The sequence below is a fragment of the Thermostichus sp. MS-CIW-26 genome, from assembly GCF_054059115.1.
In genome coordinates this window covers 43,210-57,867 of the sequence record NZ_JBSSBV010000007.1, presented here as the reverse complement: position 1 = coordinate 57,867, position 14,658 = coordinate 43,210, and the positions used below count along the sequence as shown (strand labels likewise).

Sequence of the window (14,658 nt, the reverse complement as noted above, 5' to 3'; positions counted from 1 at the left end):
AATCTTCGGAAAGTAAGCCGATGGGTACACCTGCACAGCCAAGATGGGATCCTAGATTCACAGTCTTCCCCAGAACTCCAGATGACAACTCCCCCCGAAAAGCCTGATCCCAAAATGAAATCGGGATCCCTGCCCTCTGCCCTGCGATCCGGGCTGAGCATTGCCCTGTTCCTGTTTTTGCTGGTGTTGGTTTCCTACTTGAGTCTTAACTTTCTGCTGGCCTTGGTGGACAAGCTCAGGTGACCACTCCGTAAACCGATCCCCCGGCGTCACCCCGTTGCTGCTGTCCCGGATTTGCCAATGGCCCTTTGTCGCCAAGGGCAGGAAAGATACACTGGATTTACAGGACTTAACACCTTCTCTCAGTTGCCCCCTTGCCACCATGAGCCCCCTCTTTTGGTTGAGGCTGCCCTCTTTCTCCTGGCCTTCGCCGGGATCCCTTAAGCTTTATTCCAGATCCTACTCTGGATCTCAACCAGGGCCGACCCTAGCCTGCCGGGATCCTTCCTGGAAGCGTTGGCTGCGCTATCTTTATCTGCGCCTGTTGCGGCTGCAATCGTCGCCAAAAGAAATTGCCCGTGGCTTGGCGGTAGGGGTTTTTGCCGGCTGTTTCCCCATCTTCGGCTTTCAAACGTTGGCCGCTCTGGTGTTGGCTGTTCCGTTTCGGGGCAACAAGCTGGCGGCGGCGGCAGGGACCTGGGTGAGTAATCCCTTCACCTATGTGCCCATCTATGCGTTTAACTACCAGGTGGGAGAATGGCTACTGGGATCCCGAACTGTCCTTCCCACCACAGAGCTGGTGGCGGCCACCTGGCAAAACTGGATGCAGTGGGGCTTGGAGATGTCGGGCACGCTGTTTGTCGGCTGTGCGTTTGTCGGTTTTTGGGGATCCCTCGTCAGCTATTTTCTGGGGCTGTGGTTGGTGCAGCGGATTCGTCGGCGGCAGAAAATGGCCGGCAGGGGTCTGTGAATGGGCGCAAGGCGATTCAGAATCCCAACTGAGAACCCAATCCTGGACAGTCTGCAGGTGCAGAGATCCATCCGTTTTCACAGAGCTTTTCACAGATAAGGTCTCATGATGGAAGACATGCGAGCGTTGTTGACAGACCTCAGCCGTCGCTCTCAGCGATGGGGGGAGCAGTTGGGATCCGCTTTGCAGACGGGTATGAACCAGCTCACGCAAGCCCCTCAGCCCATTGTGTTGCTCTCTTCGCGGGAACTGGAGAAAATGCGGCGGGCTTGTCGCCTGGCGGCAGATCTGCTCAAGCACTTGGAGCCGATGGTGCAGCCAGGGGTCACCACCCAAGAGCTCAACGACGAGGCCGAGCGATGGACGCGGGCGCATGGGGCCAGAAGCGCCCCTTTGGGCTACCATGGCTTTCCCAAGTCCATCTGCACCAGCGTCAACCACGTGGTCTGCCACGGCATTCCCAGCCCCAAGCAGATCCTGCGAGAAGGCGACATCATCAACATCGATGTCACCCCGGTTTTGGATGGCTACCACGGCGATACGTCCAAAACCTTCTTTGTCGGACAGCCTTCTGAGCGGGCGCGGCGCTTGGTGGAGGTGACCGAAGAATGTCTGCGGCGGGGCATTGCTGCCGTCAAGCCGGGGGGGAGAGTCGGCGACATTGGCGCTGCCATCCAAGAATATGCCGAGGCCCAGGGCTACAGCGTGGTGCGCGATTTTGTCGGGCATGGGGTGGGACGGCAATTCCACACTGCTCCCCAGATCCCCCACTACGGCGAACGGGGAAAAGGGGAGAAACTCCGCCCCGGCATGGTGTTCACCATCGAGCCGATGATCAACGAGGGCACCTGGGAGGTGAAGGTGCTCTCCGACGGGTGGACGGCGGTCACTTTGGATGGCAAGCTCTCGGCCCAATTTGAACATACGGTCGCCGTTACCGAAACCGGTGTAGAGATCTTGACCCTGCCTTCCCAAAGCCCCTGAGCCGATCATGAACAGCGCCCCCGCTCTCCGCCTGCGCCTCTCCTCCGAGAACCTGCTGCTGCTGCTGGCGGCGGCAGTGGGGTTGGCCACGGGGCTGTTGGTGGTTGGATTTCGCTACTTGATTGGCTGGTGGCGCTATCTGCTGCAGGACACCCTCGTGGATGGCCTCGGCAGGGCTGCAGAACACTATGGCCTGTGGCTGCTGGGATCCTGGCCGCTGGCTTTGGCGCCGGTGTTGGGGGGCCTGCTGATCGGCGCTTTGGGGGCAGTTGTGCCCTTTCCCAACTTGAGCCTCTCCAGCTTGGTGAGTCCTGCTCGTCCTTTGGCACTTCAGCCCTGGTGGATCCCGCTCAAGCTCTTGGCGGCTGCCATCTCGTTGGGCGCGGGAGCTTCCCTTGGCCCTGAGGCCCCCAGTGTGGAAAGTGGCGCTTTGCTGGGATCCCTGCTGGGGCAAAACCTACGCCTCTCGCGGGAGCGGGTGCAACTGTTGATGGCTGCCGGAGCAGCGGCTGGCCTGGCGGCAGGGTTTAACGCGCCCATTGCCGGGGTGTTTTTGGCGCTGGAGCTGGCTTTGGCCCGCACCTTCACCACTTCTGCTGTCAGTGTGGTGGTGTTGGCGGCGGTGGTCTCCGCCTTGATCGCCCAGGTGGGGTTGGGGGCACAACCCGCTTTTCTTTTGCCCACCATCACCCAGCCGGCTTTTGTCTTGCCGGACTACGAGATCCACAGCTTGCTGGAGGTACCTCTGTATCTCGGCTTGGGCTTTTTGGCCAGCCTGGTTTCTATGGCCTTCAGCTACACCCTGGAGTGGGGCAAGCACCTGTTCAACAGTGGCCCCCTGGCGGCTTGGCCGGCTTGGAGCAAGCCCATTTTGGGGGGCGGGATCCTGGGCTGCGCGGGCTTGGGGATCCCATTGGCGTTGGGGGTGGGCTATGAAACCATTGAGTCGATTCTGCAGGCCGTTCCCTTTTCTCTTGGCCATCTGGGCCTGCTCCTATTGGGCAAGCTGTTGCTGAGCGCTTTGAGCCTGGGCAGCGGCTTTGTGGGGGGAACCTTTGCCCCGGCTTTGTTCATGGGGGCAGTGCTGGGGGCAGGCTACGGTCAGGTGCTATCTCAAGCTTTGCCCTTGATTGCCTTGTCTCCCCCTGCTGCCTACGCCATGGTGGGCATGGCGGCGGTGTTGGCGGCCAGCGTGCGGGCTCCGCTAACGGCCATCTTGCTGCTGTTTGAGATGACGCGGGACTATCACATTGCGCTGCCGGTGATGGCGGCAGTGGGTTTGAGCATCTGGCTGACGGAGCAGTTGCATTCGCCGGCCATCTACCCTTCCGCCCGTCGCTATCGCCACGCAACGCTTGACGGAGTCCTTGGGCAGGAGCCTAGAGAGCTGACGGTGCAAGAGGTGATGGTGCCCCCATCTCTTTTGCTTCGGCAAGACACACCGCTGCGAGAAGCTCTGGAGAGTTTGCTGCAGCAAAAGTGCCATAGCGCGTTGGTGGTGGACGGACAGGAGCGGCTGCGGGGCATTCTCACCCTGGAAGATCTGGAGCGGGCCTTGGCCCATAAGGAGGCGGCGGAGTTGGCGGAGCTAACCGTACAGGAGGTCAGCCAATCCCCAGTTCTCACCACCTTCCCCGATGAGGCGGTGGCAGTGGCAGCCGAGCCGATGTACGAATACGATTTGCGCCAATTGCCAGTGGTCTCGCGGGAAGACCCGGAGCAGATCGTCGGCCTGTTGGATCGAGAGCGGGTGCTGCTCTCCCAAGAGATTCAATCGGTGCGGCAAGCCCTGGAGCCGGAAGTTCCCCCAGCAGAGCGAAATGTCGGCAGGAACGGACAAGAGGGGATCCCAGATGCTTCTACTGCGCCCGCAGAATAGAGCCCTGCTGTCGGGATCAACGCTGCCGCCCAGAGGGGCAGGTGGGACGCAGCGGGCAGCGGCCACATTCGGGCATACGGGCCTTGCAAATGCGCTTGCCCAGCCGGACAAAGTTGACGTGCAGGGAATAGGCTTTGCCTCTGGGGATCTGAGGGGAAAGCTGAGCAAAAGTGTCGTCGGGATGTTTGGCCCGCACCAAGCCCAGACGGTTGGCCACTCGATGCACGTGGGTATCCACCGGGCAGAGATCCCGACCCAGGCCGAACAACAACACACAGGTGGCGGTCTTCAGCCCCACCCCTTTTAACGAGAGCAGAAAGTCGAGGGCGCCGGCGTCGTCTAGCTCTCTTAGAAAGTCCAGACTCAGGGATCCCTGTCGTTCTTGAATGGCGGCCAGGATCTCCTGAATGCGGGCTGCCTTGAGGTGGGCTAAGCCGCCGGAGCGGATCACCTGGGCCAGATCTGCCGGGTCGGCGGCCAAGACCGCTTCCCAAGAGGGAAAGGTGGCTTTGAGGGCGCGGAAGGCACGGCTGCTGTTGGTGTCAGTGGTGTTCTGGGAAAGGATCGTGCCCACCAACTCGTCCAGGAGATCCGGGCGGGGGGAAAGGCCATCGGGAGCCCGCTGGGGGATCCCGAAGCACTGCTCTAGCCGCATCAACAGCGATTCCATCCTGTCAGCGGGCGGGAGTTCCGCCAGCAGGGTTGGGGACTCCGCCGCTTTGGCGGGCACAGGCGGGCGTTGGGAAAGGCTGTCCAATCTTGGCTGTACCACGGCTTAACGGGCAGAACTCTGGCGGATCTCCTGCAACAGGCGGGCAAGAACCTTGCTGGCATTGGGAGGAGCTGCGGCCTGCAAGCGAGCGGCCATTTGGGCAACCACCTGCGGCTGGGCCAACCAGGTCAACACCGTTTGCCGCAGCAAGTCCAGATTCTCTTCGGATTCTCGCATGACCACCCCCCCACCGCGCCCCACAAAGGCCAGAGCATTCTGATACTGATGATCCTCAGCGGCAAAGGGATAGGGGATCAAAATGGCTGGGGTGGCGGTGGTCAGCAACTCCGCCAGGCTCATGGCCCCGGCGCGGCTAATGGCAAAGTTGGCCCGCTGCAACAAGGCAGCTACATCTCGACGGAAAGGAAAGGGCCGGTAGCGGGGATGGCTGGGGATCCTGGCTTCCGGATCTTGAGCTTCGCTGCCGCCGGTCAAATGCACAATCCAGGCCCCCGCCTCCAACCAAGCTGGGGCACAGGTGGCCACCATGCGGTTGAGGCCCCGCGCCCCTTGGCTGCCCCCCATGACCACAATGAGGGGATCCCCGTCGGGAATGGGGAGGTCGGCAGGGAAAGGCTGGGGCGTGTAGAACTCGGCCCGCACTGGCGTGCCCACCACTTGGGCGGCCACCCCTGGCAAATGCTCTGCCGTCTCCGCCATGCCCAGCGCCACCACCTGACAAAATCTCCCCAGCCAACGGGTCACTTTGCCCGGGATCCGATTGGACTCGTGCAGCAACACCGGCACCCCCAGCGAACGGGCGGCCAAAATGGCCGGAGCGGCAATGTACCCACCGGTGGTCAGGACAATATCAAACCGTCCCGACATAAGGAGTCGGCGCACTTGTAGGGTCGCACGGGCCAGTTGGGCCAAGGCCTGCAGCCTGTGGAGAGGGGATCCCTGCCAGCCCGACATGACGACCCGGTGCAAGGGATACCGCTCCCGCACCAGCTTCCCTTCCATCCGATCCGGCACCCCCAGCCATTCGATCTGCCAGTCGGGCAACTGCTCGGCAATAGCCAAAGCCGGAAAAATGTGGCCACCAGTGCCACTGGCAGCAACCAGCAGCCGCGGGCGTGAAGCTGGATCCTTGGCGCGTATATCCACCCGTGTGCCGATTAGGGATCCCTGAGACCTTCAGGAGTTGTTGGAGCTGACATAGCGCAAGAGGGTGCCCCGTTGCCCCAGAATAAACCCTTGCTCGGGGCCGAAAAACTCAATGCTGTAGAAGTTGGCGGGGATGTTGCTGAGTTTCTTGGCCTGTTCCCAGGTTTTGCCACCATCAGGGCTGTGGATCAGGGTAGCGCCACCCCCCACCACCCACAGGTCGTGGTCGTTCTGGTAGGCGGCATTGAGGTAGCCAAAGCTGAGGGCCCGCCCTGGACGCAGCGGCGACGACCACTGGCCGGAGGTGAAGTCATCGGTAAAGGCGATCTCCGCCCCTTGGTTCAATTTCCAAGCGCTGCCGTGGGGGCCAAAGCCCATGTTTTGAATGCGGCGGGAGCTTTCCCGCGGGTAGGGCTTCCAGGTGCGACTTTCAGGAGTGTACAGAAAGTAGAAGCTGCCCCGCGACGACACCGCCAGATATTCGCCTTCAGGGCCGCGGGCAATGTTTTTGATGGCCCCAATCGGCTCATCCACTTGGGCATGCCAGGTCTGACCGCCATCTTCGGTGCGGTAGATGGCCCCCACATTGGTCACCATTTCGGCGGCGCCAGGGCCCAGAGCCTGGATCAAGAGCGGCTCCCCTGGCAGTTGGTTGTTGAGGCGGATGGAAGTCCAGTCGGATCCCTCGTTTAGGGTGTGGAGGAGGATCTTCGGCTGCCCGGCCACCCAGCCTTCTGCCCCAGCAAAGCTAATGGAGGCCAGGTAGGCTTCCGGCTCCAGACCCGGCAGCTCCCGCACCTGCCAGTGCAGACCCCCATCGCGGGATTCCAGCAGCGTCGCCTTGTCTCCCACCAACCAGCCATGGGAAGGAGTGGTGCCGGTGAAGGCAATGTCCAGCAGAATGTTCTGGGTGGGCACTTCCACCTGCTGCCAGGGGACCACCCGCATGTTGGGCATCCCCGCCGCCATCAGCAGCACCGAGACAGCAACCAGCAGCACCAGCCTCAGGGGTTTGAACATCTTGACCCTCACTCGACGAAATAAAAACTCATCAAAAATAAAAATCCCAGCGCCAATCCCAAAAAGATCAGCAGGTTCTTTTGGGCAGGGGTCATCACATTCACCCCCAGGCCGTAGCGCAAGTTCTCTTGAAAACCGGAAGGCTTGCCCTTGGCACCCACTGCTTGGAACAAGCGCTTGTCGGCTCGGCACACCGGACATTTCCAATCGGCTGGCAATTCCTCAAACGGCACGCCCGCCGGGATCCGATTGAGCTGATCCCCCTTGGCCGGTTCGTAAACATAGCCACAAGAACGACATTCGTAGCGCTGCATCCGCAGGGGATCGCTGAGCTGCGCATCGGTTTCATCTTCTGGCAACTCAATGAGCCTCGGTGTCTTGGGAGAACGGGGTTGAACACCGGGATCCGGTTGCGAGCCATTCATGGTCAGGGAGCCATCCGCATCGTCGATCCTATTATGAGAGGAATTGTTACAAAAATCTACTCAGACCCTTTCTTGTTGCTCAGGGGGATCCCGCGCCAGCTCAGAGTGATGGGCAGATTCCGCTGCTCTTGGAGAGGCTGATCTGGTGGACACAGGGATCCACCAGGGGGATCCTATGTTATGTTTTGGCTATCCTGCCCTCAGTGTTGTGCAAGCGGGTGCCTTTCATGACCACGCCCCCTCGCCGACCAGCCCTCAATCACGTGCTCATCGTCAAGGATCGTCATGGGCCAAAAGCCTACTGGTTGACGGCTGAGCTCTACTCCTTAGGCCGGGATCCACGCAACAGCATTCGCATCGACTCCCAGTACGCCTCTCGCTACCACGCCATTTTGGTCAAAACAGAATCCCCCTCTTCTCCCGATGGGTTCACTTACCAAATCATCGACGGAGACATTCAGGGCACCCCCAGCACCAACGGCCTTTACGTGCGTGGGCAACGGGTGGAATTTCGGGATCTGGAGGACGGGGACGAAATTCAGTTTGGCAACGATGCCACTGCTACCTACTCGCTGCAGAACAAAGATCTGGATGAAATTCTGGCTACCTTTGAAAACACCCAGATCGTTGGGCTGTAGGAAGCTGCCTTCCCTGTTGGGTCTTGGCCTGTCCCGTCTGCATGCTGGTTGAAGGGTTAACCGGCGCTTGGAGAGGGGATCCCGTCGCCGTATTTTCGGGATCGCTTGCTGGTAAACTGTGTCATACGAAAAAACAAAGCTGGGATCCCTGCTGTTTTATTGGGCTTTCTGCTTGCGGGATCCCTTCCTTCTGCTGTCTTTAAGGGAGGATCTCATCTTGCGCCCCATCCTCATTGCCGGCAACTGGAAAATGCACAAGACTCAGGCTGAGGCTCGCGAGTTTCTGCGAGAGTTGGGCCTGGCCCTACAATCATCGCCGTCAGGGTCAGCATCCCAGCGGCAGATCATCCTATGTGTGCCCTTTACAAACCTAGCGGTGGTGGCAGAGCAAAGCTGCGGATCCGACATAGCCGTGGGAGCACAAAACCTACATTGGGAGGATCAGGGGGCCTTTACCGGGGAAATTTCCGGCCCCATGCTGGCGGAATTGGGGGTGCGCTATGTCATCGTCGGCCACAGCGAACGGCGGCAGTACTTCGGCGAGACGGACGAAACCGTCAATCGGCGTTTGGCAGCCGCCCAGCGGCACGGGCTCACCCCCATCCTTTGTGTGGGAGAAAGCCAGCAGCAGCGGGAGCAAGGCTTGACCGAGTCTTGGATTGTGGGGCAGTTGGATCGCGCCTTGCCGGGGATCGATCTGGGGAACTTGGTGATTGCCTATGAGCCAATTTGGGCCATCGGCACCGGCCAGACTTGTGCAGCTCAAGAGGCCAACCGGGTCATCGGCTTGATCCGGCAACACCTGGGCAATACCCAACTGCCCATTTTGTATGGCGGCTCGGTGAAGGCCGGCAACATCGATGAGCTGATGGCCCAGCCTGAGATCGACGGCGTGTTGGTGGGAGGGGCCAGCCTAGACCCCCAAGAGTTTGCCCGCATCGTCAACTTTCAGCTTACTAGCGCAGGAGCCCCGCACTGTACCCGTAGGGTCAGTGCCGGGAGGAATGCGCTTTGATGAAGTACAATGAACTTATGAGCCAAGTCCTGACCATATCCTGCAAGCTCAAGGTGTCCCAGTCGCAAGCCGCTAAATTGGACGCGACGATGGATGCCTTTGTGCAGGCACTGAACTGGGTCAACCAGAACACGCCGGAGAAGATCGTTAATGCGGTCAAACTGCAATCCCTTTGCTACTACGAGATTCGAGCCCGATTCGGCTTGTCTAGCAACTTGGCCCAACAGGTCTGCAGGCGGGTGGCCGGCGCCCGCAAAGTGGCGAGACAGCGCAACCGTCCAGTTAAAGAGTTCAAGCGTAGGTTCGTTACCTACGACGCACGCATCTTCTCGTTCCGTCAAAAAGACTGGACGGTGTCGCTGACCACGGTGGAAGGGAGAGAACGCTTTGAACTGGCCATTGGCAACTACCAGCGTGGGATGCTGGCTGGTTCCAACCCCAAATCTGTCACCCTGGTCAAGCGCAAAGATGGCTCCTACTACATCCAGATTTGTGTAGAGGAAAAGCCACCCAAGCAACAAGATACCGACAAGGTGATCGGGGTGGACTTGGGGAGGACAGATATTGCCCATACGTCAGACGGGGACAACTGGAATGGACAGCAGTTGAACAGAGTCCGCGACCACTACTCCCGGTTGAGGGCGGTACTCCAACGCAAAGCCAGTAAGGGCACACGCAGTTCGCGGCGCAGATGCAGAGAACTGTTGCAACGGCTGTCTGGCAAGGAGAGACGCTTTCAAATGTGGGTCAATCATCGCATCTCCAAAGCTATTGTCTCTAGGGCAAAGACCACAAACAGCGCTATTGCTCTGGAAGACTTGACAGGGATCCGGGAAAGGGTCAATCAACAGCCACGCAGCAAGACAGAGCGTAGGCGGGCAAATAGTTGGGCGTTTTATCAACTCCGTCAATTTTTGGAGTACAAGGCTCTGCGTGCGGGGGTTGCTCTGATTCTTGTTCCGCCTGCCTACACGTCACAGACCTGCCACCGGTGTTTGCACATTCATCCCGACCCTGCGCAATCCTATCGCAGTGGAAAGAAGTTTAAGTGTGGACACTGTGGATGGGAAGGGGATGCGGATTTGAATGGTGCGAATGTGATTGCGCTCTTGGGGGCTGCTGTAAACCAGCCTAGAGGTTCGGGCCTGTTTTGTTCTCTGGTAGAGCAGAGCAGGCTCAGGGCTACTGAAAGCCCGCCCCGTACCGCTTAGCGGTCGGAGTCGGGTAGTTTACGCCCTAGCTCCCGCCTAGGCCGCTAGCGGGATTGTCCCCACAGCAGGGCTACCGGGAAGGATTTCAAGACAACGCCCACCGGCAAGGTTTCGCCGGCAGGGATCCTTTCCTGGGTTAGCCCATTCACCCAGTCCAGCCGCTTCCAGCGCGGCAGATGAATTTCGGTATCTGCCCAAACGGATTCTCCCAGAGGATCTTGGGTTTCGTCGATCAACTTTGTTAAAAAACGCGGCACTACCGTGAGCAATACCTGCTTGCCGTGCTGACGGGCAAAAGCCACAATGTGGGCGGCATGGGATCCGCTGATTTGCAGAGGAATGTAGCTGCCCTCGAGAAACAATTGGGGCTGTTCCTGGCGGGCCTTGAGCACATGATGAATCAGAAACAGCTTAATGCGTCCGTCGCTGCGGTGCAGGAGCAAATCCGCAATGAGTTGGAGAGGATCCTGTTTAACCCGCCGTTGAATTTCTTCTAGATAGGCGAGGCGACGGGAAAAATCCACAGGCCGACGATTGTCGGGATCCACCATGCTCAAATCCCACAGTTCCGTGCCTTGGTAAATATCCGGGATCCCAGGGCTGGTCAGTTTGATCAGCGTCTGTGAGAGAGAATTAAAAATGCCAAAGTGAGCAACTTTCCGTTGGAAAGGCAAAAAGGACTCCAAAAAGGGGTTAGGACCTTGAAGGATCCGTTCGATAAAGGCGGTAGTGGCTTCTTCGTACTCGGTATCGGGGCGAAGCCAAGCGGTGTGAACTTTAGCTTCCCGCACTGCTTTGATGGCATAGTCTTTGACCCGCTGTACGAACTGGGGCACCTCTTCCGGTTGGAAGGGATAGGAGCCGAGCAAAGTTTGGTAGAGCAAATACTCGTCATTGCGATCCGGCAGTTCTGAGCGCTTGGCTTGTTTGCTGCGGACTTTGTAGCCGAGGTTCAGTTCATGCCAAAGGTTGATGTGCTTTTCCCACTCGGCGGGGATTTCAGAAAGCACATTCAGCCGGGCCCGCACATCTTCGCCACGCTTGGTGTCGTGAGTGGCAGAAGCATTCATGGACAGAGGCCACCGAGCTGCCCGCTCTTGATTAAAGCGGTGAAACTCTTGCACCGAAAGGCCAAAGCGACAGGGATCCCCACCGACTTCATTGAGAGATAAAAGGCGGTTGTACACATAAAAAGCAGTATCTTCTACCCCTTTGGCCATGAGAGGGCCGGCCAACTGCTGCAAGCGCATGGCAAAATAGATCTGCTCATTTTTCTCCTGGTCTGATAAATTGTCCAGAGACTCCAGGCAGAGAAAGCGCTGAATAAAATTCAGCTCATTCACCAAAACGGGCAGGTTCTCCTTGGCCTTCTCCACAGCTTGACGAACCACCTGTTGACCTTCTGGACTGAGGATCCCTTCGTGGATATAGACGCGGTAGACCGGAAAGCACACCAAAACTTCTACCAAAGCTCGACGTAAACTGTAGAGGGTAAAGTCATTGGCATAGCGATGGTGGCTGGTGATCTGTTTGAGCAAAAAAGCAAGGTTATCCATATCTCCTGACAGGTTGCGCTCGATGATCAGGCGTTTTTTATCTTCGATAACCTGCTCTGGGGAATGCCGTAGATTTGTGAAATTTTGATAGAGAGAGTCAAAAGCCTCTGCATTTTCTTCTTGACAAAAGATGCCGTTGAGCTTAGCCAAAAAATCATAGCCCGTTGTGCCCTGAACCGGCCAGCTTTGGGGCAGACTTTCATTAGCCTCTAGTATTTTTTCTACTACGATGTAGAGATTTGGGCAGCGTTCCCGCAGGCGATGGAGATACTCTTCGGGATTGAACAACCCATCGATATGATCGATGCGCAAACCACTAAAACGCCCCTGTTCTGCAAGCTTAAAGATAAGCTGATGGGTTTTGCGAAACACCTCGCGATCTTCCACCCGCAGTGAGATCAGCTCGTTAATGGTAAAGAAACGACGATAATTGATCTCCTCAGCACCCACCTTCCAGAAGGAAAGGCGAAAATTTTGCCGCGCCAGAAGACTATCCAGCAGGTCAAAGCTTGACGGATCCCCTGGCTTGCCGTTAAAGATGGCAATGTTCTCGTCAAAAAAGCTCTGGATAGGTTGGCTAGACGTGTAGAGTTCCCACAATGAATGCTTGGCAAAGCTAATTTGATCGGTGCGCTCTAGGAGATCTTCCTTGCTGGGAATGAATTTCAGGCTGAAGAGGATCCCGAGCAACTTGACGTAGTCAGGGTGGCTGCGTCCCAATTTTCGCCGCAGTTTGCTCAGGTTGTAGGTAAAAACATCCGCATAGGTGTCAATATTGAGGGGGAACCTCAAGTTGTAGTAGTTAATACTTAGGCCATCGGCATCATAACGAAGCTGGATTTGACCCGACTCCAAACATTTGTCGTAGAAATCTCCCAAGAAAGGGGCTAAGATTCTGCCTTTGATCCCCAGGTAAGAGTGATTCCAATTCACATCAAAGTAGTCAACAAAATCTGAGTTGGGGCCGCTCTCCAGAACGTCCATGAGCATCTGGTTTTGGCCATCGTAGGCCATGTGATTGGGCACAATGTCCTGGATCCAGCCTATTCCCTGCTGATTGAGGGCTTCCCACAAGAGCTCAAACTTTTCGCTTCCCCCCAATTCCTGATTAATTTGCCTGGGATCCACCACGTCGTAGCCGTGGGTGCTGCCTTTGCGGGCTTGGAAGATGGGAGAGGCATACAAGTCACTGATGCCCAGCAACTTCAGGTAGGGAACAATCTGTCGTGCTGCGTCGAAGTCAAACCCAGCATGAAACTGAATGCGATAGGTGGAAGTCGGGATCCGCATGATGACCTTAGAACAATGACAAAGAAGCCGAGCTTGCCAACGGCATAGGGTCAAGAGAACAGATGTATCTAGGGTAGCGGCTAAGATCAAGGAGTCCTGCAGGGGAGAGGCGAGGTTAGTGAACTTGTCAAGGCCACAGAGGAGCGCTTCACCCCCGGTAAGGGGGCCGGCAAGGATGGCGAGGTGGGCAGGGATCCTGCTCGTGGGTGGGCTGATGGGGAGTTGGCGGAGTGAGGCAACCTGGGCAGAAAGCGAGTTTCGGGTGGGGAGTGAGCTGGTTTTGACCCTGCGCACCCCCGATGCCCCCGCTCGCCTCCGTCTGCTGAAGCAACGGTTGGAAGAGATTTTGCTACAGGCCAGCAGCCCTCAGGTGCAGGTCAGTCTGGATATCCCCAGTCCCAATCCCTCGACGACCGGCAGCGGGGATCCCCCAGCTCAAGCCGCTCGGATTCTTTTGAACCAGCAACTGCTGTTGGAGGTAACTCCAGCCGATGCAGAGGCTCATGCTGCTCCCCAACCGGCAGATCTGGCAAGGATCTGGGCGGATCGCCTGCAAACGGTGTTCAACCAGGAATCCAGTCGGCAGCAACTGTTTTTGGGATTGGGGCTGCCCCCGCACTTGACCTGGCAAGGGCGACTCTATCGCCGCGCTGAGCGTGCTGCCGCCGATACTGGGCGCTTTGTTACCGATGGCACTCGCATTCAAGATCATGTGGTCTACTGGGAGATCCCCTCTGGAGAGAACCCGTTTGACTTTACCAACAAGCCGACCCTGCCGGATCCGCCGCCGGAGCGGCTATTTTTGTTGAATCGCCACCGCCAGTTTGTGCCCTACGAGTTGTAACCGAAGTCCTTTCTCCCTCTGTTGTCTATTGTCTATGTCGTCCATTCAACGAGAACCTCGCATTCTGTTGGGCCTGCGGGCCGACCAATTTCGTCATCCCGTGGATCTGCAAGCCACCCGCTCTCTGCAGCAAGTGCCGGGGCTGGGCCTGCTGATTCAAAATTGGCTTGGCTCAACGGCAGGACAGATATTTTATCTGGACAACATTGCTTCCAGCATCCAAATTAACGAGCATCAGTTGCCGGAAATTCATCAGCTTTTGGTGCAGGCCTGTCGCATCTTGGATCTGGAGGTGCCCCAGCTCTACGTGCGGCAGAACCCCACGCCCAATGCTTACACCTTTGCCATGCAGGGGAAAAAGCCCTTCATTGTCTTGCACAGCTCTCTGCTGGATCTGTTGGAGCCGCCGGAAATTCAGGCCGTGATCGCTCATGAGTTGGGCCACTTGAAGTGCAATCACGGGGTCTACTTGACGATGGCCAACATTCTCATGCTCTCCACCAGCTTGCTCCCCTTCGGGGGGTTGTTTTATCAGGCGTTGCAGGATCAACTGATGCACTGGCTGCGGTGTGCCGAGTTTACCTGTGACCGGGCGGCGCTGTTGGTAGCCCAAGATGCCAAGACGGTGATCTCGGTGTTGATGAAATTGTGTGGGGGATCCCCGCAATTAGCCTCCAAGCTGAACGTGGACGCCTTTTTGGAGCAGGCCCGTACTTACGACGAGCTGGACGGGGATCTGTGGCAGATGGAGCTGAAGCAGATGCAAACGGTGGGGCGCACCCATCCGCTGCCGGTGCTGCGGGCCAGAGAAATCGAGCGTTGGTTCCGCAGCAACACCTATCAGCAGATCCTGGAGCTCCAGGGATTGGGCTCCGCACCGCGGACGTCAACGGCTGCTTCGTAAACTACCCGACTCCGACCGCTAAAGCAGTACAGAGCGGGCTTTT

The 14,658-nt window shown here is 57.8% G+C and carries 14 protein-coding genes; 9 read left to right on the top strand and 5 right to left on the bottom strand.

Going from position 1 to position 14,658, the window contains the following annotated elements; translation table 11 throughout:
• Positions 1 to 81 precede the first annotated feature (81 nt).
• The 4 genes from ACVWZU_RS04260 (at position 82) to ACVWZU_RS04245 (ending at position 3,833) form a co-directional block, all read left to right on the top strand.
• On the top strand, positions 82 to 243 hold the full coding sequence (locus ACVWZU_RS04260; RefSeq protein ID WP_457443534.1) for a hypothetical protein: 162 nt from the start codon (positions 82 to 84) through the stop codon (positions 241 to 243).
• Positions 244 to 400: 157 nt separating this feature from the next.
• Positions 401 to 970, top strand: a complete 570-nt coding sequence (locus ACVWZU_RS04255; RefSeq protein ID WP_457443532.1) for a DUF2062 domain-containing protein — start codon at positions 401 to 403, stop codon at positions 968 to 970.
• Between the two features lie 195 nt (positions 971 to 1,165).
• Complete coding sequence (map, locus tag ACVWZU_RS04250; protein ID WP_457384586.1) at positions 1,166 to 1,954, top strand: type I methionyl aminopeptidase; 789 nt, start codon at positions 1,166 to 1,168, stop codon at positions 1,952 to 1,954.
• A 7-nt stretch (positions 1,955 to 1,961) separates the two neighbouring features.
• The gene (locus ACVWZU_RS04245) at positions 1,962 to 3,833 is read left to right on the top strand and encodes a chloride channel protein (RefSeq protein ID WP_457443530.1); all 1,872 of its coding nucleotides are present in this window, start codon (positions 1,962 to 1,964) and stop codon (positions 3,831 to 3,833) included.
• Positions 3,834 to 3,849: 16 nt separating this feature from the next.
• Here the strand turns inward: ACVWZU_RS04245 and ACVWZU_RS04240 are convergent, their stop codons facing one another.
• The 4 genes from ACVWZU_RS04240 to ACVWZU_RS04225 form a co-directional block, all read right to left on the bottom strand.
• Positions 3,850 to 4,488, bottom strand: coding sequence for an endonuclease III domain-containing protein (locus ACVWZU_RS04240; protein ID WP_457443528.1), 639 nt, complete (start codon positions 4,486 to 4,488; stop codon positions 3,850 to 3,852).
• A gap of 120 nt (positions 4,489 to 4,608) precedes the next feature.
• Positions 4,609 to 5,712 (bottom strand): undecaprenyldiphospho-muramoylpentapeptide beta-N-acetylglucosaminyltransferase, encoded by a 1,104-nt coding sequence (murG, locus tag ACVWZU_RS04235; protein WP_414356779.1) that lies wholly within the window; start codon positions 5,710 to 5,712, stop codon positions 4,609 to 4,611.
• Positions 5,713 to 5,742: 30 nt separating this feature from the next.
• Positions 5,743 to 6,732 carry a photosynthesis system II assembly factor Ycf48 gene (locus ACVWZU_RS04230; protein WP_414389242.1) on the bottom strand — a complete coding sequence of 330 codons (990 nt, stop codon included), beginning with the start codon at positions 6,730 to 6,732 and terminating at the stop codon, positions 5,743 to 5,745.
• A gap of 8 nt (positions 6,733 to 6,740) precedes the next feature.
• Positions 6,741 to 7,046, bottom strand: a complete 306-nt coding sequence (locus ACVWZU_RS04225) for a rubredoxin (protein WP_457384587.1) — start codon at positions 7,044 to 7,046, stop codon at positions 6,741 to 6,743.
• Between the two features lie 338 nt (positions 7,047 to 7,384).
• Between ACVWZU_RS04225 and ACVWZU_RS04220 the strand changes: the two genes are divergently transcribed.
• The 3 genes from ACVWZU_RS04220 (at position 7,385) to ACVWZU_RS04210 (ending at position 10,021) form a co-directional block, all read left to right on the top strand.
• Positions 7,385 to 7,795 carry an FHA domain-containing protein gene (locus ACVWZU_RS04220; RefSeq protein ID WP_414342337.1) on the top strand — a complete coding sequence of 137 codons (411 nt, stop codon included), beginning with the start codon at positions 7,385 to 7,387 and terminating at the stop codon, positions 7,793 to 7,795.
• Positions 7,796 to 8,012: 217 nt separating this feature from the next.
• Positions 8,013 to 8,810: a triose-phosphate isomerase gene (gene tpiA, locus ACVWZU_RS04215; protein ID WP_457443565.1), complete on the top strand. Its 798-nt coding sequence runs from the start codon at positions 8,013 to 8,015 to the stop codon at positions 8,808 to 8,810.
• Between the two features lie 17 nt (positions 8,811 to 8,827).
• Positions 8,828 to 10,021, top strand: a complete 1,194-nt coding sequence (locus ACVWZU_RS04210) for an RNA-guided endonuclease InsQ/TnpB family protein (protein WP_457443563.1) — start codon at positions 8,828 to 8,830, stop codon at positions 10,019 to 10,021.
• Between the two features lie 44 nt (positions 10,022 to 10,065).
• Here ACVWZU_RS04210 and treY read toward each other — a convergent pair whose 3' ends face one another.
• Positions 10,066 to 12,867 carry a malto-oligosyltrehalose synthase gene (gene treY / locus ACVWZU_RS04205; RefSeq protein ID WP_457443526.1) on the bottom strand — a complete coding sequence of 934 codons (2,802 nt, stop codon included), beginning with the start codon at positions 12,865 to 12,867 and terminating at the stop codon, positions 10,066 to 10,068.
• 175 nt (positions 12,868 to 13,042) lie between these two features.
• On the opposite strand from treY, the gene ACVWZU_RS04200 reads away from it, so the two are divergent.
• Positions 13,043 to 13,711 (top strand): hypothetical protein, encoded by a 669-nt coding sequence (locus ACVWZU_RS04200; protein ID WP_457443524.1) that lies wholly within the window; start codon positions 13,043 to 13,045, stop codon positions 13,709 to 13,711.
• 34 nt (positions 13,712 to 13,745) lie between these two features.
• Positions 13,746 to 14,615: a M48 family metallopeptidase gene (locus ACVWZU_RS04195; RefSeq protein ID WP_011433741.1), complete on the top strand. Its 870-nt coding sequence runs from the start codon at positions 13,746 to 13,748 to the stop codon at positions 14,613 to 14,615.
• The last annotated feature ends 43 nt before the right edge of the window (positions 14,616 to 14,658 follow it).

Bases quoted from the DNA above. Each gene is read 5' to 3' on its own strand.
- ACVWZU_RS04260 (WP_457443534.1), top strand. From the start codon at position 82: ATGACAACTCCCCCCGAAAAGCCTGATCCCAAAATGAAATCGGGATCC.
- ACVWZU_RS04240 (WP_457443528.1), bottom strand. From the start codon at position 4,488: ATGCGGCTAGAGCAGTGCTTCGGGATCCCCCAGCGGGCTCCCGATGGC.
- ACVWZU_RS04225 (WP_457384587.1), bottom strand. From the start codon at position 7,046: ATGCAGCGCTACGAATGTCGTTCTTGTGGCTATGTTTACGAACCGGCC.
- ACVWZU_RS04200 (WP_457443524.1), top strand. From the start codon at position 13,043: ATGGCGAGGTGGGCAGGGATCCTGCTCGTGGGTGGGCTGATGGGGAGT.
- ACVWZU_RS04210 (WP_457443563.1), top strand. From the start codon at position 8,828: ATGAGCCAAGTCCTGACCATATCCTGCAAGCTCAAGGTGTCCCAGTCG.
- map (WP_457384586.1), top strand. From the start codon at position 1,166: ATGAACCAGCTCACGCAAGCCCCTCAGCCCATTGTGTTGCTCTCTTCG.
- ACVWZU_RS04230 (WP_414389242.1), bottom strand. From the start codon at position 6,732: ATGTTCAAACCCCTGAGGCTGGTGCTGCTGGTTGCTGTCTCGGTGCTG.
- ACVWZU_RS04245 (WP_457443530.1), top strand. From the start codon at position 1,962: ATGAACAGCGCCCCCGCTCTCCGCCTGCGCCTCTCCTCCGAGAACCTG.
- ACVWZU_RS04220 (WP_414342337.1), top strand. From the start codon at position 7,385: ATGACCACGCCCCCTCGCCGACCAGCCCTCAATCACGTGCTCATCGTC.
- ACVWZU_RS04195 (WP_011433741.1), top strand. From the start codon at position 13,746: ATGTCGTCCATTCAACGAGAACCTCGCATTCTGTTGGGCCTGCGGGCC.
- treY (WP_457443526.1), bottom strand. From the start codon at position 12,867: ATGCGGATCCCGACTTCCACCTATCGCATTCAGTTTCATGCTGGGTTT.